The following is a 15,993-nucleotide window of genomic DNA, read 5'->3' as shown; positions in this document are numbered from 1 at the left end:
AAAGCTTGCCCTAGACTGAAGGTCGAACCATTCGTCCCGGAAAGGTGCACTGTGCGCTTCAAACGCCGCCTCCGCTGGGCCGTGATCCCACTCGGGATCGTCACGGCAGTCTCCCTCGCAGCTTGTACACCGACGGAGCTGAACGGCTACCTCCCGGGCTTCACCGACGACGGTACGCAGGCGACGAACCGCACCGAGATGGTGTCGGGCCTCTGGGTGAACTCCTGGATCGTGCTCCTGGCCGTCGGCGTGCTGACGTGGGGCCTCATGGCCTTCGCCGCGATCGCGTACCGCCGCCGTCGCGGTCAGACGGGTCTGCCGGTCCAGCTGCGCTACAACATGCCGATCGAGATCTTCTACACGATCGTGCCGCTCATCCTCGTGATCGGGTTCTTCGCCTTCACGGCGCGCGACCAGTCGATCCTCGAGACGCAGTACGACGATCCCGAGGTCTCGATCACGGCGATCGGCAAGCAGTGGGCGTGGGACTTCCAGTACAACGGCGACGAGTCCGACAACTCCGATGCGGTATGGACGATGGGCGTCCAGGCGCAGCCCGACGCCAACGGCGACATCGACCAGGCAGAGCTGCCGACGCTCGTTCTGCCGGTCAACAAGGAGGTCAAGATCAACCTCCAGTCGCGCGACGTCATCCACTCGTTCTGGGTCATCGACTTCCTCTACAAGAAGGACATGTACCCGCACCGCGACACCAACTCGTGGTCCTTCGTCCCCACCCGCGAGGGAACGTACGCCGGCAAGTGCGCCGAGCTGTGCGGCGAGTACCACTCGATGATGTTGTTCAACGTCAAGGTCGTGTCCGAGCAGGAGTACGAGGAGTACCTCGAGTCCCTGCGCGAGAGCGGCCAGACCGGCGACATCAACACGGCATATGACCGCCTCCAGAACGCTCCGGGAACGGGCGCGGTCACCGACGACTCCGGTGAGGGAAGCCACTGATGGCTACGACACTTCCGCTTCAGGGCGAACAGCCCGCAGGCCGCCCCACGACCCTGCCGCCGCGCCAGGCGGCCCTGCTCAGCGCATCGCGCGTCGAGCAGAAGGGCAACATCATCGTCAAGTGGATCACCTCCACCGACCACAAGACGATCGGGTACATGTACCTCATCGCCTCGGTGATGTTCTTCCTTCTCGGCGGCGTGATGGCACTCATCATCCGTGCGGAGCTCTTCGAGCCGGGCATGCAAATTGTGCCGACCAAGGAGCAGTACAACCAGCTCTTCACGATGCACGGCACGATCATGCTGCTGATGTTCGCGACGCCGCTGTTCGCGGGCTTCGCGAACGCGATCCTGCCGCTGCAGCTCGGCGCGCCCGACGTCGCCTTCCCGCGTCTGAACGCTTTCGCCTTCTGGCTGTTCCTCTTCGGCTCGATCATCGCGATCTCGGGCTTCCTGACCCCGCAGGGCGCCGCGTCGTTCGGTTGGTTCGCGTACCAGCCGCTCGCGAACGCAACGTTCTCGCCGGGAGCCGGAGGAAACCTCTGGATGCTCGGTCTGGGCATGAGCGGTTTCGGCACGATCCTCGGCGCGGTGAACTTCATCACCACGATCATCACGATGCGCGCGCCCGGCCTCACCATGTGGCGCATGTCGATCTTCTCGTGGAACACCCTCGTCACGAGCATCCTGATCCTGATGGCGTTCCCGGTTCTGGCGGCTGCGATCTTCGCGGCGGCATCCGACCGTGTCCTCGGCTCGCACATCTACGACACCGCCAATGGCGGAGTCCTGCTGTGGCAGCACCTGTTCTGGTTCTTCGGCCACCCCGAGGTCTACATCATCGCGCTGCCGTTCTTCGGCATCGTCTCCGAGATCCTCCCGGTGTTCAGCCGCAAGCCGATCTTCGGATACAAGACGCTGATCTACGCCACCATCGCGATCGCTGCCCTGTCGGTGGCGGTGTGGGCGCACCACATGTACGTCACGGGTGCTGTGCTCCTGCCGTTCTTCGCGCTGATGACGATGCTCATCGCGGTTCCGACCGGTGTGAAGATCTTCAACTGGATCGGAACGATGTGGCGGGGCTCCGTCACGTTCGAGACGCCCATGGTCTTCACCCTCGGCTTCCTCGTTTCGTTCGTCTTCGGTGGTCTGACCGGTGTCATCCTCGCGTCGCCGCCGCTCGACTTCCACCTCTCCGACTCGTACTTCGTCGTGGCTCACTTCCACTACGTCGTGTTCGGCACCGTCGTGTTCGCGATGTTCGCGGGCTTCTACTTCTGGTGGCCGAAGTGGACCGGGCGCATGCTCAACGAGCGTCTCGGCATGGTGCACTTCTGGATGCTGTTCATCGGCTTCCACATGACGTTCCTCATCCAGCACTGGCTGGGTGTCGACGGAATGGTGCGTCGCTACGCGGATTACTCGGCGGCTGACGGCTGGACGTGGCAGAACCAGGTCTCGACCATCGGCGCGATCATCCTCGGCGCTTCGATGATCCCGTTCTTCCTGAACGTCTGGATCACCTCGCGCACCGCCCCCAAGGTCACGGTCAACGACCCGTGGGGCTACGGAGCGTCGCTCGAGTGGGCGACGAGCTGCCCGCCGCCGCGACACAACTTCACGTCGATTCCGCGTATCCGCAGCGAGCGGCCGGCGTTCGACCTGAACCACCCCGAGGCCGCCATCCCGGTCGGCGTGGGCCCCGCGAAGGACGCCCCCGATGCACCGGTTGTGGATGTCGCCGATGGAGAGGTGAAGTAAGCCGTGAAGACCAACATCAACCTGTGGTGGGTGCTCACCTGGTTCTTCTTCGCGGTGTTCATCACCTACACCGTGTGGAACCTCGTTGCTCACACCGACCAGGGTGTCTGGTGGCACCGCATCGAGTGGGTCGGCTCGACCGCCCTCCTGTTCACCGGCTTCATGGGCGCGATGATCGCGTTCTACGTCTCGCGCGTGCACAAGGCGCAGGGCGGCGAGCTCCCGGAGGACTCGCTCACCGCTGACATCGACGACGGCGACCCCGAGGTCGGCGAGTTCAGCCCGTGGTCCTGGTGGCCGCTCGTGCTGGCTTTCGCTGCCTCGGTGTTCATCATCGGACTCGCGGTCGGCCAGTTCCTCCTGCCGATCGGGTTCGCGATCTTCATCGTGGCGATAGTCGGATGGGTCTACGAGTACTACCGCGGTTACTTCGCGCGCTGATCCCACGCGCTGCACGACGGCCATCGCACTCCGGTGCGGTGGCCGTCGCTATTTCCGGCATTGAGTGTGGCTAGGACGGTCGCCCCACCCGCCTCCCGCCTCGCCCCCTTGGCCCGCCTCGCCGGCGATGTGTGGACGCCACGCGCTGATCGCTGTACCGGGGTGCAATGTCCTCGCGACACCACGCCGCGCCCGAATGCTGGGGCTCGGCGCGTCGCCGCTGCTCTCTTGCATCCAGGCCCGGCCGACGGTCAGCGGGCGGAGCTATTCGGGGGATGACCTCTCGATGCGACACGACCTGGTGTCCGGCTAGGGAGCTCTGCGACGGCGGCCACGTCACCGTGCCGGCTGTCCGGATGCGGGGGCGTGCCCGGATGCCGGGACGTGCCCGGATGCCGGGGCGTGCCGCGATGCAATGGAACAGCATCGACACCCCGCCTCGGGCACGGCGGGCACGGGGCGTTGCGCCTGAACCATTGCATCGCGGCACACATGCCGGCAGAGATGCGGCTGCAGACGACCCGGCGTGGGCGCGGTCGGCCTGGGCCGAGCCGGGACAGCCTCCACGACGTCAGGCGGCCGATGGGGGCCGTGAACGCCTCACGAGCGTCACATGAGGCCGTGGAACGCTCAGGAGCGTACGAGGGCCACCAGGGGGTCGGAGAGCCGGGGGAGGGGACCGTGCGCGTTCGCCACCGGGTAGCCCTCGCGAGCCCAGTACTCGAAGCCACCGATCATTTCACGCACCCGGTATCCGAGCTTGGCGAACTCGATCGCGGCGCGGGTGCCGCCGTTGCAGCCGGGGCTCCAGCAGTAGACGACGACGTCGAGTGAACGGTCGATCTCGTCCGCGGCGCGCACTGCGATCTCGCGGTGGGGGAGATGCACGGCTCCGACAGCGTGCCCCTGCGCCCATGCCTCGGCGCTGCGGACATCGACGAGCGTGAAGGGCTCGTCCGCGCGCTGCGCTTCGTAGACGTCGGAGGCATCCGTCTCATGCTCGAGCTTGGCGGTGAAGTAGGCGAGTGCATCAGTCATGGTGGACACGCTACGCAGACAGACGAACGGCGGGGTGCGACCGATCGGTCACACCCCGCCGTAATCCGGACAGGTCCGGGTCAGCTCTTCTTCGGCGCCTCGCCGTCGGCATCCTCATCGGGGACGATGATGTTCGACGGACGGTTCGCGGTCTCGACGCCCTTGCCATCATCGATGGGCTGATGCGGAGCGTTCGGGACACCGGCGCGCTCGTGGGCGCCCTGGATCTCGGCGTCCTCTTCTTCGCTGATGTGCTCGAGGTCGTGGTGGGCGTGTGCCCGCGCAGCCTCGATCTCTGCCTGAGTCAGGGGCGCGAGACGGTCTTCGAAGAACCAGCGCGAGAGTCCGGCACGAAGGTTCTCGTGCCACGGGATCTGACCCTTGTCGTTCGGGCGGACCACCAGGGGAGCGTTCGTGGTGTAGTCGACCAGCTTGACGAGCTCGTACTCGTCGACGGGCTGGTGCACCTCGATGTACTCGCCGCCGGGCAGACGCACGATGCGACCCGACTCGTAGCCGTGCAGAGCGATCTCGCGGTCCTTCTTCTGCAGCGCGATGCAGATGCGCTTCGTGACGAAGTACGCGATCACTGGCCCGAGGATCAGCAGCGCCTGCAGCGTGTGGATCACGCCTTCCATCGTCAGGTGGAAGTGCGTCGCGATGATGTCCGACGATGCAGCTGCCCACAGGACGGCGTAGAAGGTCACACCGGCTGCACCGATCGCGGTGCGGGTCGCCGCGTTGCGCGGGCGCTCGGCGATGTGGTGCTCACGCTTGTCACCGGTGACCCACGCCTCGATGAAGGGGTAGAGCATGACGATGACGATGAAGAGACCGAGTCCGACGAGCGGGACCAGGATGTTGAACGACCAGGTTCGGTCGAACAGCACGAACTCCCAGTGCGGCGGGACGAGGCGCAGCGCGCCGTCGGCGAAGCCGATGTACCAGTCGGGCTGCGTACCGGCCGACACGGGGGAGGGGTCGTACGGGCCGTAGTTCCAGATCGGGTTGATCGTGAACAGGGCCGCGATGAGCACCAGCACGCCGAAGGTGATGAAGAAGAAGCCGCCCATCTTCGACATGTAGACCGGCATCATCGGGTAGCCCACGACGTTGTTGTTCGTCCGCGCGGGGCCGGCGAACTGCGTGTGCTTGTTCACGATCATCAGCATCAGGTGCAGCGCGAGCAGCGCGACCAGGATGGCCGGCAGCAGCAGGATGTGCAGCGCGTACAGGCGCCCCACGATCTCGGTGCCCGGGAACTCGCCGCCGAACAGGAGGAACGACGTCCAGGTTCCGATCAGCGGGATGCCCTTGATCATGCCGTCGATGATGCGCAGACCGTTGCCCGACAGAACGTCATCGGGCAGCGAGTATCCGGTGAAGCCCTCTGCCATCGCGAGGATGAAGAGGATGAACCCGATGACCCAGTTGAGCTCACGCGGCTTGCGGAACGCACCGGTGAAGAAGACACGCAGCATGTGCACGCCGATACCGGCGACGAACACGAGCGCCGCCCAGTGGTGCAGCTGACGCACGAGGAGGCCGCCGCGGATGTCGAACGAGATCTCGAGGGTCGAGGCCATGGCCGCCGACATCTCGAGGCCGCGCATCGGTGCATAAGCGCCGTAATAGTGCGTCTCCGCCATCGACGCCTCGAAGAAGAACGTCAGGAACGTTCCCGAGAGCAGGACGACGACGAACGACCACAGCGCGATCTCGCCGAGCATGAACGACCAGTGGTCGGGGAAGATCTTCCGGCCCAGCTCCTTGACGAGGCCCGAGATGCTCGTGCGCTCGTCGAGGTAGTTCGCGACGCCGCCGACGAACTTGCCGCCGAGCGGCTTGTCCGAGGGACGGGTCGGGCCGTCAGCGTGGACCGCGGGTGCGGTCGTGACGTTCTCCGTGGGGTGGGTGGAGGTGCTCAATGACGCTCCCAGAAGCTCGGGCCGACGGGTTCGGTGAAGTCGCTGCGTGCGATCAGGTAGCCCTCGTCGTCGACGGTGATCGGGAGCTGCGGCAGCGGACGTGCTGCGGGGCCGAAGATGACGGCCGCCGCGTTGGTCACGTCGAACTGCGACTGGTGGCACGGGCACAGCAGGTGGTGGGTCTGCTGCTCGTAGAGGGCGACCGGGCATCCGACGTGCGTGCACACCTTGGAGTACGCGACGATGCCGTCGTACGACCAGTCCTTGCGGTCATCCGCCTCGTTCAGCTGCTCGGGGAGCAGACGCATGAGGAGGACGATGGCCTTGGCCTTCTCCTCGAGGTAGCCGTCGTGGTGCGCGAGCGTCGCGAGGGACTCGGGGATGACGTGCACGGCGGAGCCGAGCGTCAGGTCGGCGGCGCGGATCGGCTTGCCGGTCGGGTCGTGCGCCAGGCGCATGCCCTCTTCCCACATCGTGTGCTTGAGCAGGTGAACCGGGTCGCCCGCGTGCGGGTGCTCGGGCGAGCTGTGCGGCGCGAGACCGCGGAACAGCGTGATCCCCGGGAGGACGGATGCCGCGAGCGCCACAAAAAGCGAGTTGCGCACCATCGTGCGGCGGCCGAAGCCCGACTCGTTGTTCGCGTCCGCGAAGACCTGAACCGCCGCGGCGCGGGTCTTCTCGCTGCCACGCGTCGAGTGGCGCTCCTCGATGAACTCGGTGTCGTTCATCACGGCCTTCGACCAGTGGATCGCGCCGATGCCGATGGCGAGGAGGGCGGTCGCGATGCCCAGACCGATGAACAGGTTGTTGCGACGGATGTCGCTGATCATCCCGCTCTCGATCGGGAAGATCAGGTACGCCGCGATGGCCCAGATGCTTGCCGCTGCGGACAGGTAGAACAGGGTGTACACCGTGCGGACCGCGCGCGTCATGGCGGCGGGGTCCTTGTCGGTCATGCGCTTGCGGTGGGGTGCGAGCCCGGGGTTGTGCACCGGGTCGGACACCGCTACGGCGAGCCCCGATGAGGGCACCGGGGAAGCAGGAACCTGCTCGGGCGCCTTCTCGTCAGCCATTTTGCTCCTTGTGCGTTGCTTCGATCGTCACGGTTCTCAGTTCGACTTCGCGGTGATCCACACCGAGATGGCGACGAGCGAGCCGATGCCGAAGATCCAGATGAACAGACCCTCCGAGACGGGGCCGAGCGAACCGAGCGAGAAGCCGCCGGGCGAGTTCTCGGTCGGGCGCATCATCAGGTAGCTGATGATGTCGCGCTTCTCTTCGGTGGTGAGGGTCATGTCGTTGAAGACGGGCATGTTCTGCGGGCCCGTGACCATGGCTGCGTACATGTGCAGCGGCGACGTGGTCGTCAGCGGCGGTGCGTACTTGCCTTCGGTGAGTGCACCACCGGCGCCGGCGACGTTGTGGCACATCGCGCAGTTGATGCGGAAGAGCTCGGCACCGTGTGAGACGTCGCCTTCACCGTCGAGCGTTTCGGAAGCCGGGTAGGTCGGGCCGGGGGCCTCGGACTGGACCCAGGCCGCCATGGCCTCGATCTGCTCCTGCGTGAACTGAACGGGCTTCTGCGGAGCCTGCGGCCCCTGCATCTGCAGCGGCATGCGTCCTGTGGCCACCTGGAACTCGACAGACAGCTCGCCCACGCCGTAGAGCGAGGGGCCGTCGTTCGTGCCCTGCAGGTCGAGACCGTGACAGGTGGCGCAGTTGGCCTGGAACAGCTTCTTGCCGTCCTCGACCGTGAGCGTGGATGCCGTCTGCGTCGTGTCGCCCGCCGCCATCGCGGCGGTGGCGCCGGCGTAGCCTCCGCCGGTGACGAGCAGTCCGATGCCGATCAGCGCGGCGGCAGCCCACTTGCTGCGACGACCGCCGTTGCGGCGCGGGTTCTTGGATGCCATGGGTGAATCAGCTCCGGTTTACTTCAGGAAGTAGATGACGGCGAACAGGACGAGCCACACCACGTCGACGAAGTGCCAGTAGTACGACACGACGATGGCGGACGTCATCTCTTTCCGGCCGAAGTTCTTGACGGCGAAGGCGCGCCCGATGACGAGGAGGAACGCCACGAGACCACCGGTGACGTGGAGGGCGTGGAAGCCGGTGGTGATGTAGAACGCGGAAGCGTACGAGTCGGCCTGGATGGGCATGCCCTCGGCGACGAGCGTCGCGTACTCCCAGACCTGGCCGGAGACGAAGATCGCTCCCATGATGAAGGTCAGGAAGAACCACTCCACCATTCCCCACTTGCGGAGGTTCCAGAAGGAGCCCGACCGGTAGGGGCGGAAGTGCTCGGCGTTGTGGACACCGATCTGCGCCGTCACCGACGACAACACGAGGATGAGCGTGTTGACCGCGGCGAACGGGATGTTCAGCAGTTCGGTGCGGTCGGCCCACAACTCAGGAGAGGTGTTGCGCAGGGTGAAGTAGATCGCGAAGAGCCCCGCGAAGAACATCACCTCGCTGCCGAGCCACACGATGGTGCCCACAGCGACCGGGTCCGGCCGCTTGACCGAGCGCAGGGCCTGGGAATACGTCGCTGGAGTGGTCGTCACGGCATCCATTATGGCCGATCTGGAGGGTGGTTTCTGCATCGCTGAAGGTCTGGTCGGATCGCGCCGCGGTTAGGGCGACCTAAGAATCAGCCGAAAGTCGCCCGACAACCGGCCGATAGGATCGTGTGTCATGGCTCAGTACGCATGGCGCGACATCCTGACCGACCTTCTCGAGAAGCGCGATCTCAGCGTGTCGGCGGCGACCTGGGCGATGCGCGAGGTCATGGCCGGTCGCGCATCCGCCGCGCAGCTGGCCGGGTTCCTCGTGGCTCTTCGCGCTAAGGGGGAGACCGTCGACGAGATCGTCGGTTTCCGCGACGCGATCCTCGAGGCGGCGCTCCCTCTCGCTGTTCCGACCGACGCGCTCGACATCGTGGGGACCGGGGGCGACCGATTCGGCACGGTGAACGTGTCGACCATGGCGTCCATCGTCGCGGCTGCCACCGGCGTTCCCGTCGTCAAGCACGGCAACAAGGCGGCGAGCTCCAAGTCGGGCTCGTCGGACGTCCTCGCCGCGCTGGGCATCGACCTCTCGCTCGACCCCGATGATGTGGCACGGGTGCTGCAGGAAGCGGGGATCACCTTCGCGTTCGCCTCGGCCTTCCACCCCGGATTCCGGCATGCCGGCGCGGCCCGAGCTGAGCTCGGCATCCCCACTGTCTTCAACTTCCTCGGGCCGCTCTGCAACCCGGCGCGCGCTGAGGCGAACGCGGTGGGCGTCGCGCACCTCGACCGGGTGCCGCTCATCACGGGCGTGTTCCGCACTCGCGGTGCGACCGCCCTGGTCTTCCGCGGTGACGACGGGCTCGATGAACTGACGACGACCGGCCACAGCCGCATCTGGGAGGTCAGCCGCGGCGACATCCACGAGCACGATCTGGATCCGCGTGATCTCGGGATGCCGCTCGCGCGCATCGAGGATCTGCTGGGCGGGGACCCGCAGCACAACGCCGCGGTCGTCCACCGGGTTCTGTCCGGAGAGACCGGGCCGGTGCGTGACATCGTGGTGCTGAACGCGGCGGCGGGAATCGTGGCGTACCGCCTGTGGCGGGATGCTGCCCAGGTGCAGCGCCCGATCCTCGAGCGCCTCGCGGAGGCGGCCGACGATGCGTCGCAGGCCCTCGACTCCGGCGCCGCTGCCGGCACTCTGGAGCGCTGGATCTCCGCGTCGGCCGGTTGAGGTCAGACCACATCGGTTTTTCACGGCATCGCGCGCACGGCGCCGAGAGCCCGGATGCATAGCGTGAGGCGCAACGCACCCGAGGAGGACCCGATGTCACACACCACCCCCACCGCCGATACGGTCGAAGCGCCCGTCCGCCGAGCCGGCCTCGTGAAGATCCTGGGCGTGCTCGGGATGCTGGGCGGAGTCGTGCTGATCATCGGCGGGCTCGTCGTCTGGTCGATCGTGTCGGGTCAGCTCCGCGCGGAGAACATCACCGTCCCCGAAGACGCGGCCGCCTTCCAGGGCCAGACCGTGGCTGGGCCGTTCACCGCATACGTGCAGGCGGACATCATCCAGCACCACGCACTCGACGCGTCCGGCGGCAAGACGTATGCGGAGCTGGACAAGGACGATCCCGTCCGGGCCACCATGATGAACGCGTCGTTCCTGCGCGCGTCGCTGTTCACTTCCGTCGTGTCGTTCGGCGTCGCCGCCTTCGCCATGGGCGTCGGTATCCTGTCGATCATCTTCGGCTTCGCGATTCACCGCCTGGCCTCGGCCCCGGTGGTCGTCCGCCGGTCGGCGGTCACCTCCGGCTGAACAGGGAGGAGCGAGGCCCGCGCCGCGGCGCGGGCCTCCCGCATGCATATGGAACCTGTCGACGCCCTGACCGAGATCGCCGAACTGCTCGAGCGCGAACGGTCGTCGAAGTACAAGTCGAAGGCGTTCCGCGCCGCTGCCGACGCGATTCGAGACCTGCCGGACGACGTTCTCGACGACGTCTCCGCGCTGCGCCGACGTCCGGGGATCGGCGATCGCACGCTGACCGTGATCGTGGAAGCCCGCGCCGGCGGGGTGCCCGCATACCTCGCGGATCTGCGGGAGCGGCGCGGTGTGGTCGTCGCCGGCGAGCTCCGACGTCGACTCCGCGGCGACCTGCACTGCCACTCCGACTGGTCGGACGGGACGACCCCGATCGCCGAGATGGCCGCCGCGGCCCGGAACCTCGGGCATGAGTACCTCGCGTTGACCGACCACTCGCCGCGACTCCGGGTGGCCCGCGGGCTGTCTCCCGAGCGCTTGCGCGATCAGCTCGACGTCGTCGCCGGGATGAGCGGTGAGGGGTTCACGTTGCTCAGCGGCATCGAGGTGGACATCCTCGACGACGGGGCGCTCGATCAGGAGGACGAGCTGCTGCAGCGCCTCGACATCGTCGTCGCGTCGGCGCATTCGAAGCTGCGGATGGCCCGTGGGGCGATGACGCGACGCCTGGTGGCCGCCGCATCCGATCCCCGCGTCGACGTGCTCGGGCACGTGACCGGCCGACTGGTCGAAGGTTCCCGGGGGACGAGGCCGCCGTCCGAGTTCGATCCGGAGCCCGTCTTCGCGGCGTGCGCGGAACACGGGGTGGCGGTGGAGATCAACTCGCGGCCGGAGCGGCAGGACCCGCCAGACGACCTCATCGAACAGGCGATCGCGGCGGGGTGCCTGTTCTCGATCGACTCCGACGCTCACGCCCCAGGGCAGCTGTCGCTGATCGACTACGGGGCCGAGCGCGCGGAGCGGCTGGGGGTTCCCGCCGATCGCATCGTCACGACATGGCCTCTCGACCGGCTGCGGGAGTGGACTGGTCGCACCCGCTCCTGAGAGCGCGGCGGTGGAGTCAGGTGCGGTCGCGGAGTGCGGATGCCGCGCGTGCGAGCGAACCGCCCAGCCCACGGCGATCGGCAACCTCTGCGACGGTGTCGGCATCGGTGCCGCGGATGCGTCCCTCGACAGCGCCGAGGTCCAGGTCGCGCACCACCCGGACGACCCGCGGAGCTACCGCGAGGTAATCCGCTGCCGCGGCGAGCTTCGCGCGAACCCCGGCGCTCATGCCCTCGCCCCTCTCGGCCGCCGCCAGGATGCCGTCGAGGTCGGCGTGAGCGGCGAGGAGGGTTGCCGCGGTCTTCTCGCCCACGCCGGCCACGCCGGGGAGTCCGTCGGAAGCGTCACCGCGCATCGTGGCGAAGTCGGCGTACTGGTCGGGGCGCACGGCGTACTTCGACACGACCGCCTCGCCCGTGAGCACATCGAGGTTGCTCATGCCCCGGCCGGTGTAGACGACGCGGATCTGCCGCGTGTCGTCCACGAGCTGGATGAGGTCGCGGTCGCCGGTGACGACGTCGACGGGCATCGTCGCGCGCGTCGCGAGCGTGCCGATCACGTCGTCGGCCTCGTGGTCGGGTGCCCCGACGATCGGGATGCCGAGGACGTCGAGGCTCTCGCGGATGGTCGGGATCTGCGCCTCGAGCGGGTCGGGCACGACCTCGACGTCGGGACCGGTCTCGACCGTCTCGGCGACGCGGTGCGTCTTGTATGTCGGGATCAGGTCGACACGCCACTGCGGTCGCCAGTCGTCATCCCAGCAGGCGATCAGGTGAGTCGGCTCGTACGTCGTGACGAGCTTCGCGATCATGTCGAGGAAGCCGCGGGCCGCATTGACCGGCCGGCCCTCGGAGTCCTTGACGGTGTCGGGGACGCCGTAGAACGCGCGGAAGTACAGGGATGCGCTGTCGAGCAGCATGAGTCGGTCGCTCATCGCATCATCCTGGCACGGGAGGCGGACCCTGCAGCATCGTACTGACCCAGACTGCTCAGCATCCGGGCCCCGACGGCGGCTCGGTGCAGACCCGATCGACGAGCGTTCCCCGTGCCTCGAGCACCTCGACGGTGTACCCGGCGGTCGGGATCTCGAGGGCGCCCGGCACCGGTCGCCAGCCGCGGCCGAAATCGACCTCCGCGTGGTAGCGGACGGTGGCGGTCGCGACATAGCTGCCTCGCGAGCGGTAGGTGTGGCTCGCCGGTGTCCGGGCGGTGGCTGCGACGGTGCGGGTGCTGCCGTCGCCGGGAGCGATGACGATCTCGTCCGGCGTGAAGCGCACGGTGACCGTCAGGTCGAACAGCGTTCCCGTGGCCGTGTGCTGCGACGCCGCGATCAGGAAGTCGAGCGGGAGCCCGGCGACACCGTAGCCGGCCGGCTGGCTGCTGAGCGCACCCGGTTGCGGAGCGAAGGACGCGACATCGGCGATCGTCGCCTGCGGCAGAAGCGAGACGGTGAAGTCGTCGCACCGGTTCAGCGCCCCGCAGTCTCTCTGTGGGGCTGGCTGGGTGTCGGTTTCGCGTCCTTGGGAAGAGGGAGCCTGCAACGAAGGTGCGCGGCCTTCGCCTCGGATGACAACCGATTCGCCCGCGGGGTCGACTGTGCAGGCAGACACCCATCCGAGGCCGTCTGAACAGGGATCGTTCACACTCTGTGGTAAGCCGATCGTGAGGGCTGCCACCACGGTTGCGGTCAACATGCGCGCGGAACCGCGTTGCTCTCGAACTTGCTCAGCAGCCACCCGTCGTCGGAGCGGGTTGCGCTGATCTGCAAGCTTTGGATGTCAGGACGATCGCCGACCATCGATGCGCCGTTCTTGTCCACGACGCTTACCCGAGACACGTCGAGGCAAACGGCCAGGGTCGCACGAGTGCGGGCAGCATTCATTTCGTCTGGGCTCAACGACACAATCGTGCTCCTCCCCTCTACTTGCCAACTCTTCGAGCGCATCTCCTCAAACGACCTCGCTACAGAGACTTCAGCCTCATCAGTCGTAAGCGCCAGTACGGGTTCGAACGTCGTCGGGTCGGAGAGGTCCACGGCATTGAGGGCGTCGACGTAGGCGCGGTAGGTCGCTTCGGCGGCGGCGAAAGCCGCGGTGTCGCTGTCGGTGGGGGAGGGCGCTGTCGCCGTTGGCTCGGGGGTGGGCGAGGACGCGGGGGAGCCGCATCCGGTTGTCAGCAGTGCGACGGCGAGGACGGCGGCGACAGCATGGCGGCGTCGGACGAACATGCCCCGACCGTAGCGAGCCCGATCCTCCGCCCGCGGGAACTTTCCACAGGGCTGTCTCGTAGCCTGGAGGGATGCGGAGTGGTGGTGCACATGTCGTTCGGTGAGGCGGCGCTCAGGCGGCGTCCGATGGACGCGGCGCCCTGCCCGTGCGGCGGCGGCGCGTTCGGCGCCTGCTGCGGTCCCATCCTCGACGGGCAGGCGGCGGGAACTGCGGAGCAGCTCATGCGTTCGCGCTACACCGCGTTCGCCGTGCGAGACCGTACCCATCTCGCGCGAACCTGGCACCCTGCGACGCGTCCCGACGATCTCGAGGCGGACGGCCCGGAGGAGTGGACGGGGCTCACGGTCGTTCGGGCCGCCGGCGGCGCGGACGACGCCACGGGCATCGTCGAGTTCCGGGCCCGGTGGCGCTCCGGTTCCGATTCCGGAGAGCTCCACGAGGTCAGCCGATTCACTCGAGTACGCGGCCGATGGCTCTACGTCGGTGGTGTCGTCGACCCCTCCGCGTGACCGATCGGGACGGGCCGGGCACCCGGCGCCGCCGCGGCGAGCAGGAAGCGCTGGAGGACTGGAATCGAGCGGGTTCGCTCTGATACCCTGGATCGTCACTCGTGTGGCTTCGTCGCCATGCGCATCTGACGCATCATCCACAACCATCCGCCTCGATCGCGGCCGTCGTCCCCGAGACGACGAGCCCCGGATTCGCGGCCCGACACCCTGACCCAACAAGGACAACCCACTACATGACTAACGCAACGACCGCCCCGGCCACCAAGCAGGTCGCTATCAACGACATCGGATCTGCTGAGGACTTCCTGGCCGCGGTCGAGAAGACTCTGAAGTTCTTCAACGACGGTGACCTCATCGAAGGCACCGTGGTGAAGATCGACCGCGACGAGGTCCTCCTCGACGTCGGCTACAAGACCGAGGGTGTCATCCCCTCGCGCGAGCTTTCCATCAAGCACGACGTCGACCCCAACGAGGTCGTCAAGGTCGGCGACGAGGTCGAAGCCCTCGTTCTCCAGAAGGAGGACAAGGAAGGTCGCCTCATCCTCTCCAAGAAGCGCGCGCAGTACGAGCGCGCCTGGGGTGACGTCGAGAAGATCAAGGAGAACGACGGTGTCGTCACCGGCTCCGTGATCGAGGTCGTCAAGGGTGGTCTGATCGTCGACATCGGCCTGCGCGGCTTCCTGCCGGCATCGCTCATCGAGCTGCGTCGCGTCCGCGACCTCACGCCGTACCTCGGCCAGGAGATCGAGGCCAAGATCCTCGAGCTCGACAAGAACCGCAACAACGTCGTGCTCTCGCGCCGCGCCCTGCTCGAGCAGACGCAGTCCGAGTCGCGCACCACGTTCCTCAACAACCTCCACAAGGGTCAGGTCCGCAAGGGCGTCGTCTCGTCGATCGTCAACTTCGGTGCGTTCGTCGACCTGGGCGGCGTGGATGGCCTCGTGCACGTCTCCGAGCTCTCGTGGAAGCACATCGAGCACGCTTCCGAGGTCGTCGAGGTCGGCCAGGAGGTCACCGTCGAGATCCTCGAGGTCGACCTCGACCGCGAGCGCGTCTCGCTGTCGCTCAAGGCGACGCAGGAGGACCCGTGGCAGGTCTTCGCCCGCACCCACGCGATCGGACAGGTCGCGCCGGGCAAGGTCACCAAGCTCGTTCCGTTCGGTGCGTTCGTTCGCGTCGCCGACGGCATCGAGGGCCTCGTGCACATCTCCGAACTGTCGGGCAAGCACGTCGAGCTCGCCGAGCAGGTCGTGTCGGTCGGCGAAGAGGTCTTCGTCAAGATCATCGACATCGACCTCGAGCGTCGCCGCATCTCGCTCTCGCTGAAGCAGGCGAACGAGTCGGTCGACCCCTACGGCACCGAGTTCGACCCCGCCCTCTACGGCATGGTCACCGAGTACGACGAGAACGGGGAGTACAAGTACCCCGAGGGCTTCGACCCGGAGACCAACCAGTGGAAGGAAGGCTTCGACGAGCAGCGTCTGGCTTGGGAGGCCGAGTACGCGGCAGCTCAGGGTCGCTGGGAGGCGCACAAGGCTGCTGTCGTCAAGGCCCTCGAGGCCGAGGCGGCTGCTCCCGCCGACAACGGCTCGTCGTTCTCGTCGGACGTCCAGTCCGCGAGCACCGGCGGCGGCACGCTGGCCGACGACGAGGCTCTCGCCGCTCTGCGCGAGAAGCTCTCGGGTCGCTGAGCCCACACTGATACGACGGAAGGGTCGGAGCCTCGTGCTCCGGCCCTTCCGCCGTT

At 67.1% G+C, this 15,993-nt stretch carries 16 protein-coding genes; 8 read left to right on the top strand and 8 right to left on the bottom strand.

All coding sequences use genetic code 11. The annotated features are described in order from the left end of the window. Window positions 1-51: 51 nt before the first annotated feature. The 3 genes from ctaC to ACLBWJ_RS03630 are packed head-to-tail and all read left to right on the top strand — an operon-like array spanning window position 52 to window position 3,167. Entirely contained in the window at window positions 52-960 is a 909-nt protein-coding gene (gene ctaC / locus ACLBWJ_RS03640) for an aa3-type cytochrome oxidase subunit II (protein ID WP_114587897.1), read from the top strand. Next, window positions 960-2,726 carry an aa3-type cytochrome oxidase subunit I gene (gene ctaD, locus ACLBWJ_RS03635; protein ID WP_112613988.1) on the top strand — a complete coding sequence of 589 codons (1,767 nt, stop codon included), beginning with the start codon at window positions 960-962 and terminating at the stop codon, window positions 2,724-2,726. Before ctaC ends, ctaD begins: the two co-directional genes overlap by 1 nt. A gap of 3 nt (window positions 2,727-2,729) precedes the next feature. Then, window positions 2,730-3,167: a cytochrome c oxidase subunit 4 gene (locus tag ACLBWJ_RS03630; protein WP_112613990.1), complete on the top strand. Its 438-nt coding sequence runs from the start codon at window positions 2,730-2,732 to the stop codon at window positions 3,165-3,167. Window positions 3,168-3,797: 630 nt separating this feature from the next. Here the strand turns inward: ACLBWJ_RS03630 and ACLBWJ_RS03625 are convergent. The 5 genes from ACLBWJ_RS03625 to ctaE all read right to left on the bottom strand — a co-directional run bounded on the left by ACLBWJ_RS03625 (window position 3,798) and on the right by ctaE (window position 8,706). After that, window positions 3,798-4,205 (bottom strand): rhodanese-like domain-containing protein, encoded by a 408-nt coding sequence (locus ACLBWJ_RS03625; protein ID WP_269266586.1) that lies wholly within the window; start codon window positions 4,203-4,205, stop codon window positions 3,798-3,800. Between the two features lie 80 nt (window positions 4,206-4,285). Then, window positions 4,286-6,133 carry a cytochrome bc1 complex cytochrome b subunit gene (qcrB, locus tag ACLBWJ_RS03620; protein ID WP_112613992.1) on the bottom strand — a complete coding sequence of 616 codons (1,848 nt, stop codon included), beginning with the start codon at window positions 6,131-6,133 and terminating at the stop codon, window positions 4,286-4,288. After that, window positions 6,130-7,206: a cytochrome bc1 complex Rieske iron-sulfur subunit gene (gene qcrA / locus ACLBWJ_RS03615; protein WP_112613994.1), complete on the bottom strand. Its 1,077-nt coding sequence runs from the start codon at window positions 7,204-7,206 to the stop codon at window positions 6,130-6,132. The genes qcrB and qcrA overlap by 4 nt, the downstream gene beginning before the upstream one ends. 36 nt (window positions 7,207-7,242) lie before the next feature. After that, window positions 7,243-8,043: a cytochrome bc1 complex diheme cytochrome c subunit gene (gene qcrC, locus ACLBWJ_RS03610; protein ID WP_112613996.1), complete on the bottom strand. Its 801-nt coding sequence runs from the start codon at window positions 8,041-8,043 to the stop codon at window positions 7,243-7,245. Between the two features lie 18 nt (window positions 8,044-8,061). Then, window positions 8,062-8,706: an aa3-type cytochrome oxidase subunit III gene (ctaE, locus tag ACLBWJ_RS03605; protein ID WP_112613998.1), complete on the bottom strand. Its 645-nt coding sequence runs from the start codon at window positions 8,704-8,706 to the stop codon at window positions 8,062-8,064. A gap of 121 nt (window positions 8,707-8,827) precedes the next feature. Here ctaE and trpD point away from each other — a divergent pair, with 121 nt between their 5' ends. The 3 genes from trpD to ACLBWJ_RS03590 all read left to right on the top strand — a co-directional run bounded on the left by trpD (window position 8,828) and on the right by ACLBWJ_RS03590 (window position 11,509). Continuing rightward, entirely contained in the window at window positions 8,828-9,877 is a 1,050-nt protein-coding gene (trpD, locus tag ACLBWJ_RS03600; protein WP_323987508.1) for an anthranilate phosphoribosyltransferase, read from the top strand. 93 nt (window positions 9,878-9,970) lie between these two features. Further along, window positions 9,971-10,462, top strand: coding sequence for an aromatic ring-opening dioxygenase LigA (locus ACLBWJ_RS03595; RefSeq protein WP_269266583.1), 492 nt, complete (start codon window positions 9,971-9,973; stop codon window positions 10,460-10,462). 48 nt (window positions 10,463-10,510) lie between these two features. Then, complete coding sequence (locus tag ACLBWJ_RS03590; RefSeq protein WP_447660082.1) at window positions 10,511-11,509, top strand: PHP domain-containing protein; 999 nt, start codon at window positions 10,511-10,513, stop codon at window positions 11,507-11,509. A 16-nt stretch (window positions 11,510-11,525) separates the two neighbouring features. Here the strand turns inward: ACLBWJ_RS03590 and ACLBWJ_RS03585 are convergent, their stop codons facing one another. The 3 genes from ACLBWJ_RS03585 to ACLBWJ_RS03575 all read right to left on the bottom strand — a co-directional run bounded on the left by ACLBWJ_RS03585 (window position 11,526) and on the right by ACLBWJ_RS03575 (window position 13,736). After that, on the bottom strand, window positions 11,526-12,443 hold the full coding sequence (locus ACLBWJ_RS03585) for a 5'-3' exonuclease (RefSeq protein ID WP_447659738.1): 918 nt from the start codon (window positions 12,441-12,443) through the stop codon (window positions 11,526-11,528). Between the two features lie 55 nt (window positions 12,444-12,498). Next, a complete protein-coding gene (locus ACLBWJ_RS03580) occupies window positions 12,499-13,050 on the bottom strand; it encodes a hypothetical protein (RefSeq protein ID WP_447659737.1) in 552 nt (183 codons plus the stop codon). Window positions 13,051-13,196: 146 nt separating this feature from the next. Then, window positions 13,197-13,736 carry a hypothetical protein gene (locus ACLBWJ_RS03575; RefSeq protein WP_404568092.1) on the bottom strand — a complete coding sequence of 180 codons (540 nt, stop codon included), beginning with the start codon at window positions 13,734-13,736 and terminating at the stop codon, window positions 13,197-13,199. 126 nt (window positions 13,737-13,862) lie between these two features. Here ACLBWJ_RS03575 and ACLBWJ_RS03570 point away from each other — a divergent pair, with 126 nt between their 5' ends. Both ACLBWJ_RS03570 and rpsA read left to right on the top strand, forming a co-directional pair. Beyond that, entirely contained in the window at window positions 13,863-14,246 is a 384-nt protein-coding gene (locus ACLBWJ_RS03570) for a YchJ family protein (RefSeq protein ID WP_447659736.1), read from the top strand. A 233-nt stretch (window positions 14,247-14,479) separates the two neighbouring features. Further along, window positions 14,480-15,937 (top strand): 30S ribosomal protein S1, encoded by a 1,458-nt coding sequence (rpsA, locus tag ACLBWJ_RS03565; protein WP_023951490.1) that lies wholly within the window; start codon window positions 14,480-14,482, stop codon window positions 15,935-15,937. The last annotated feature ends 56 nt before the right edge of the window (window positions 15,938-15,993 follow it).

The sequence above is a fragment of the Microbacterium sp. M4A5_1d genome, assembly GCF_053345465.1.
The sequence above is the reverse complement of the archived record's forward strand: the minus strand, read 5'-3'. Positions and strand labels throughout refer to the sequence as shown.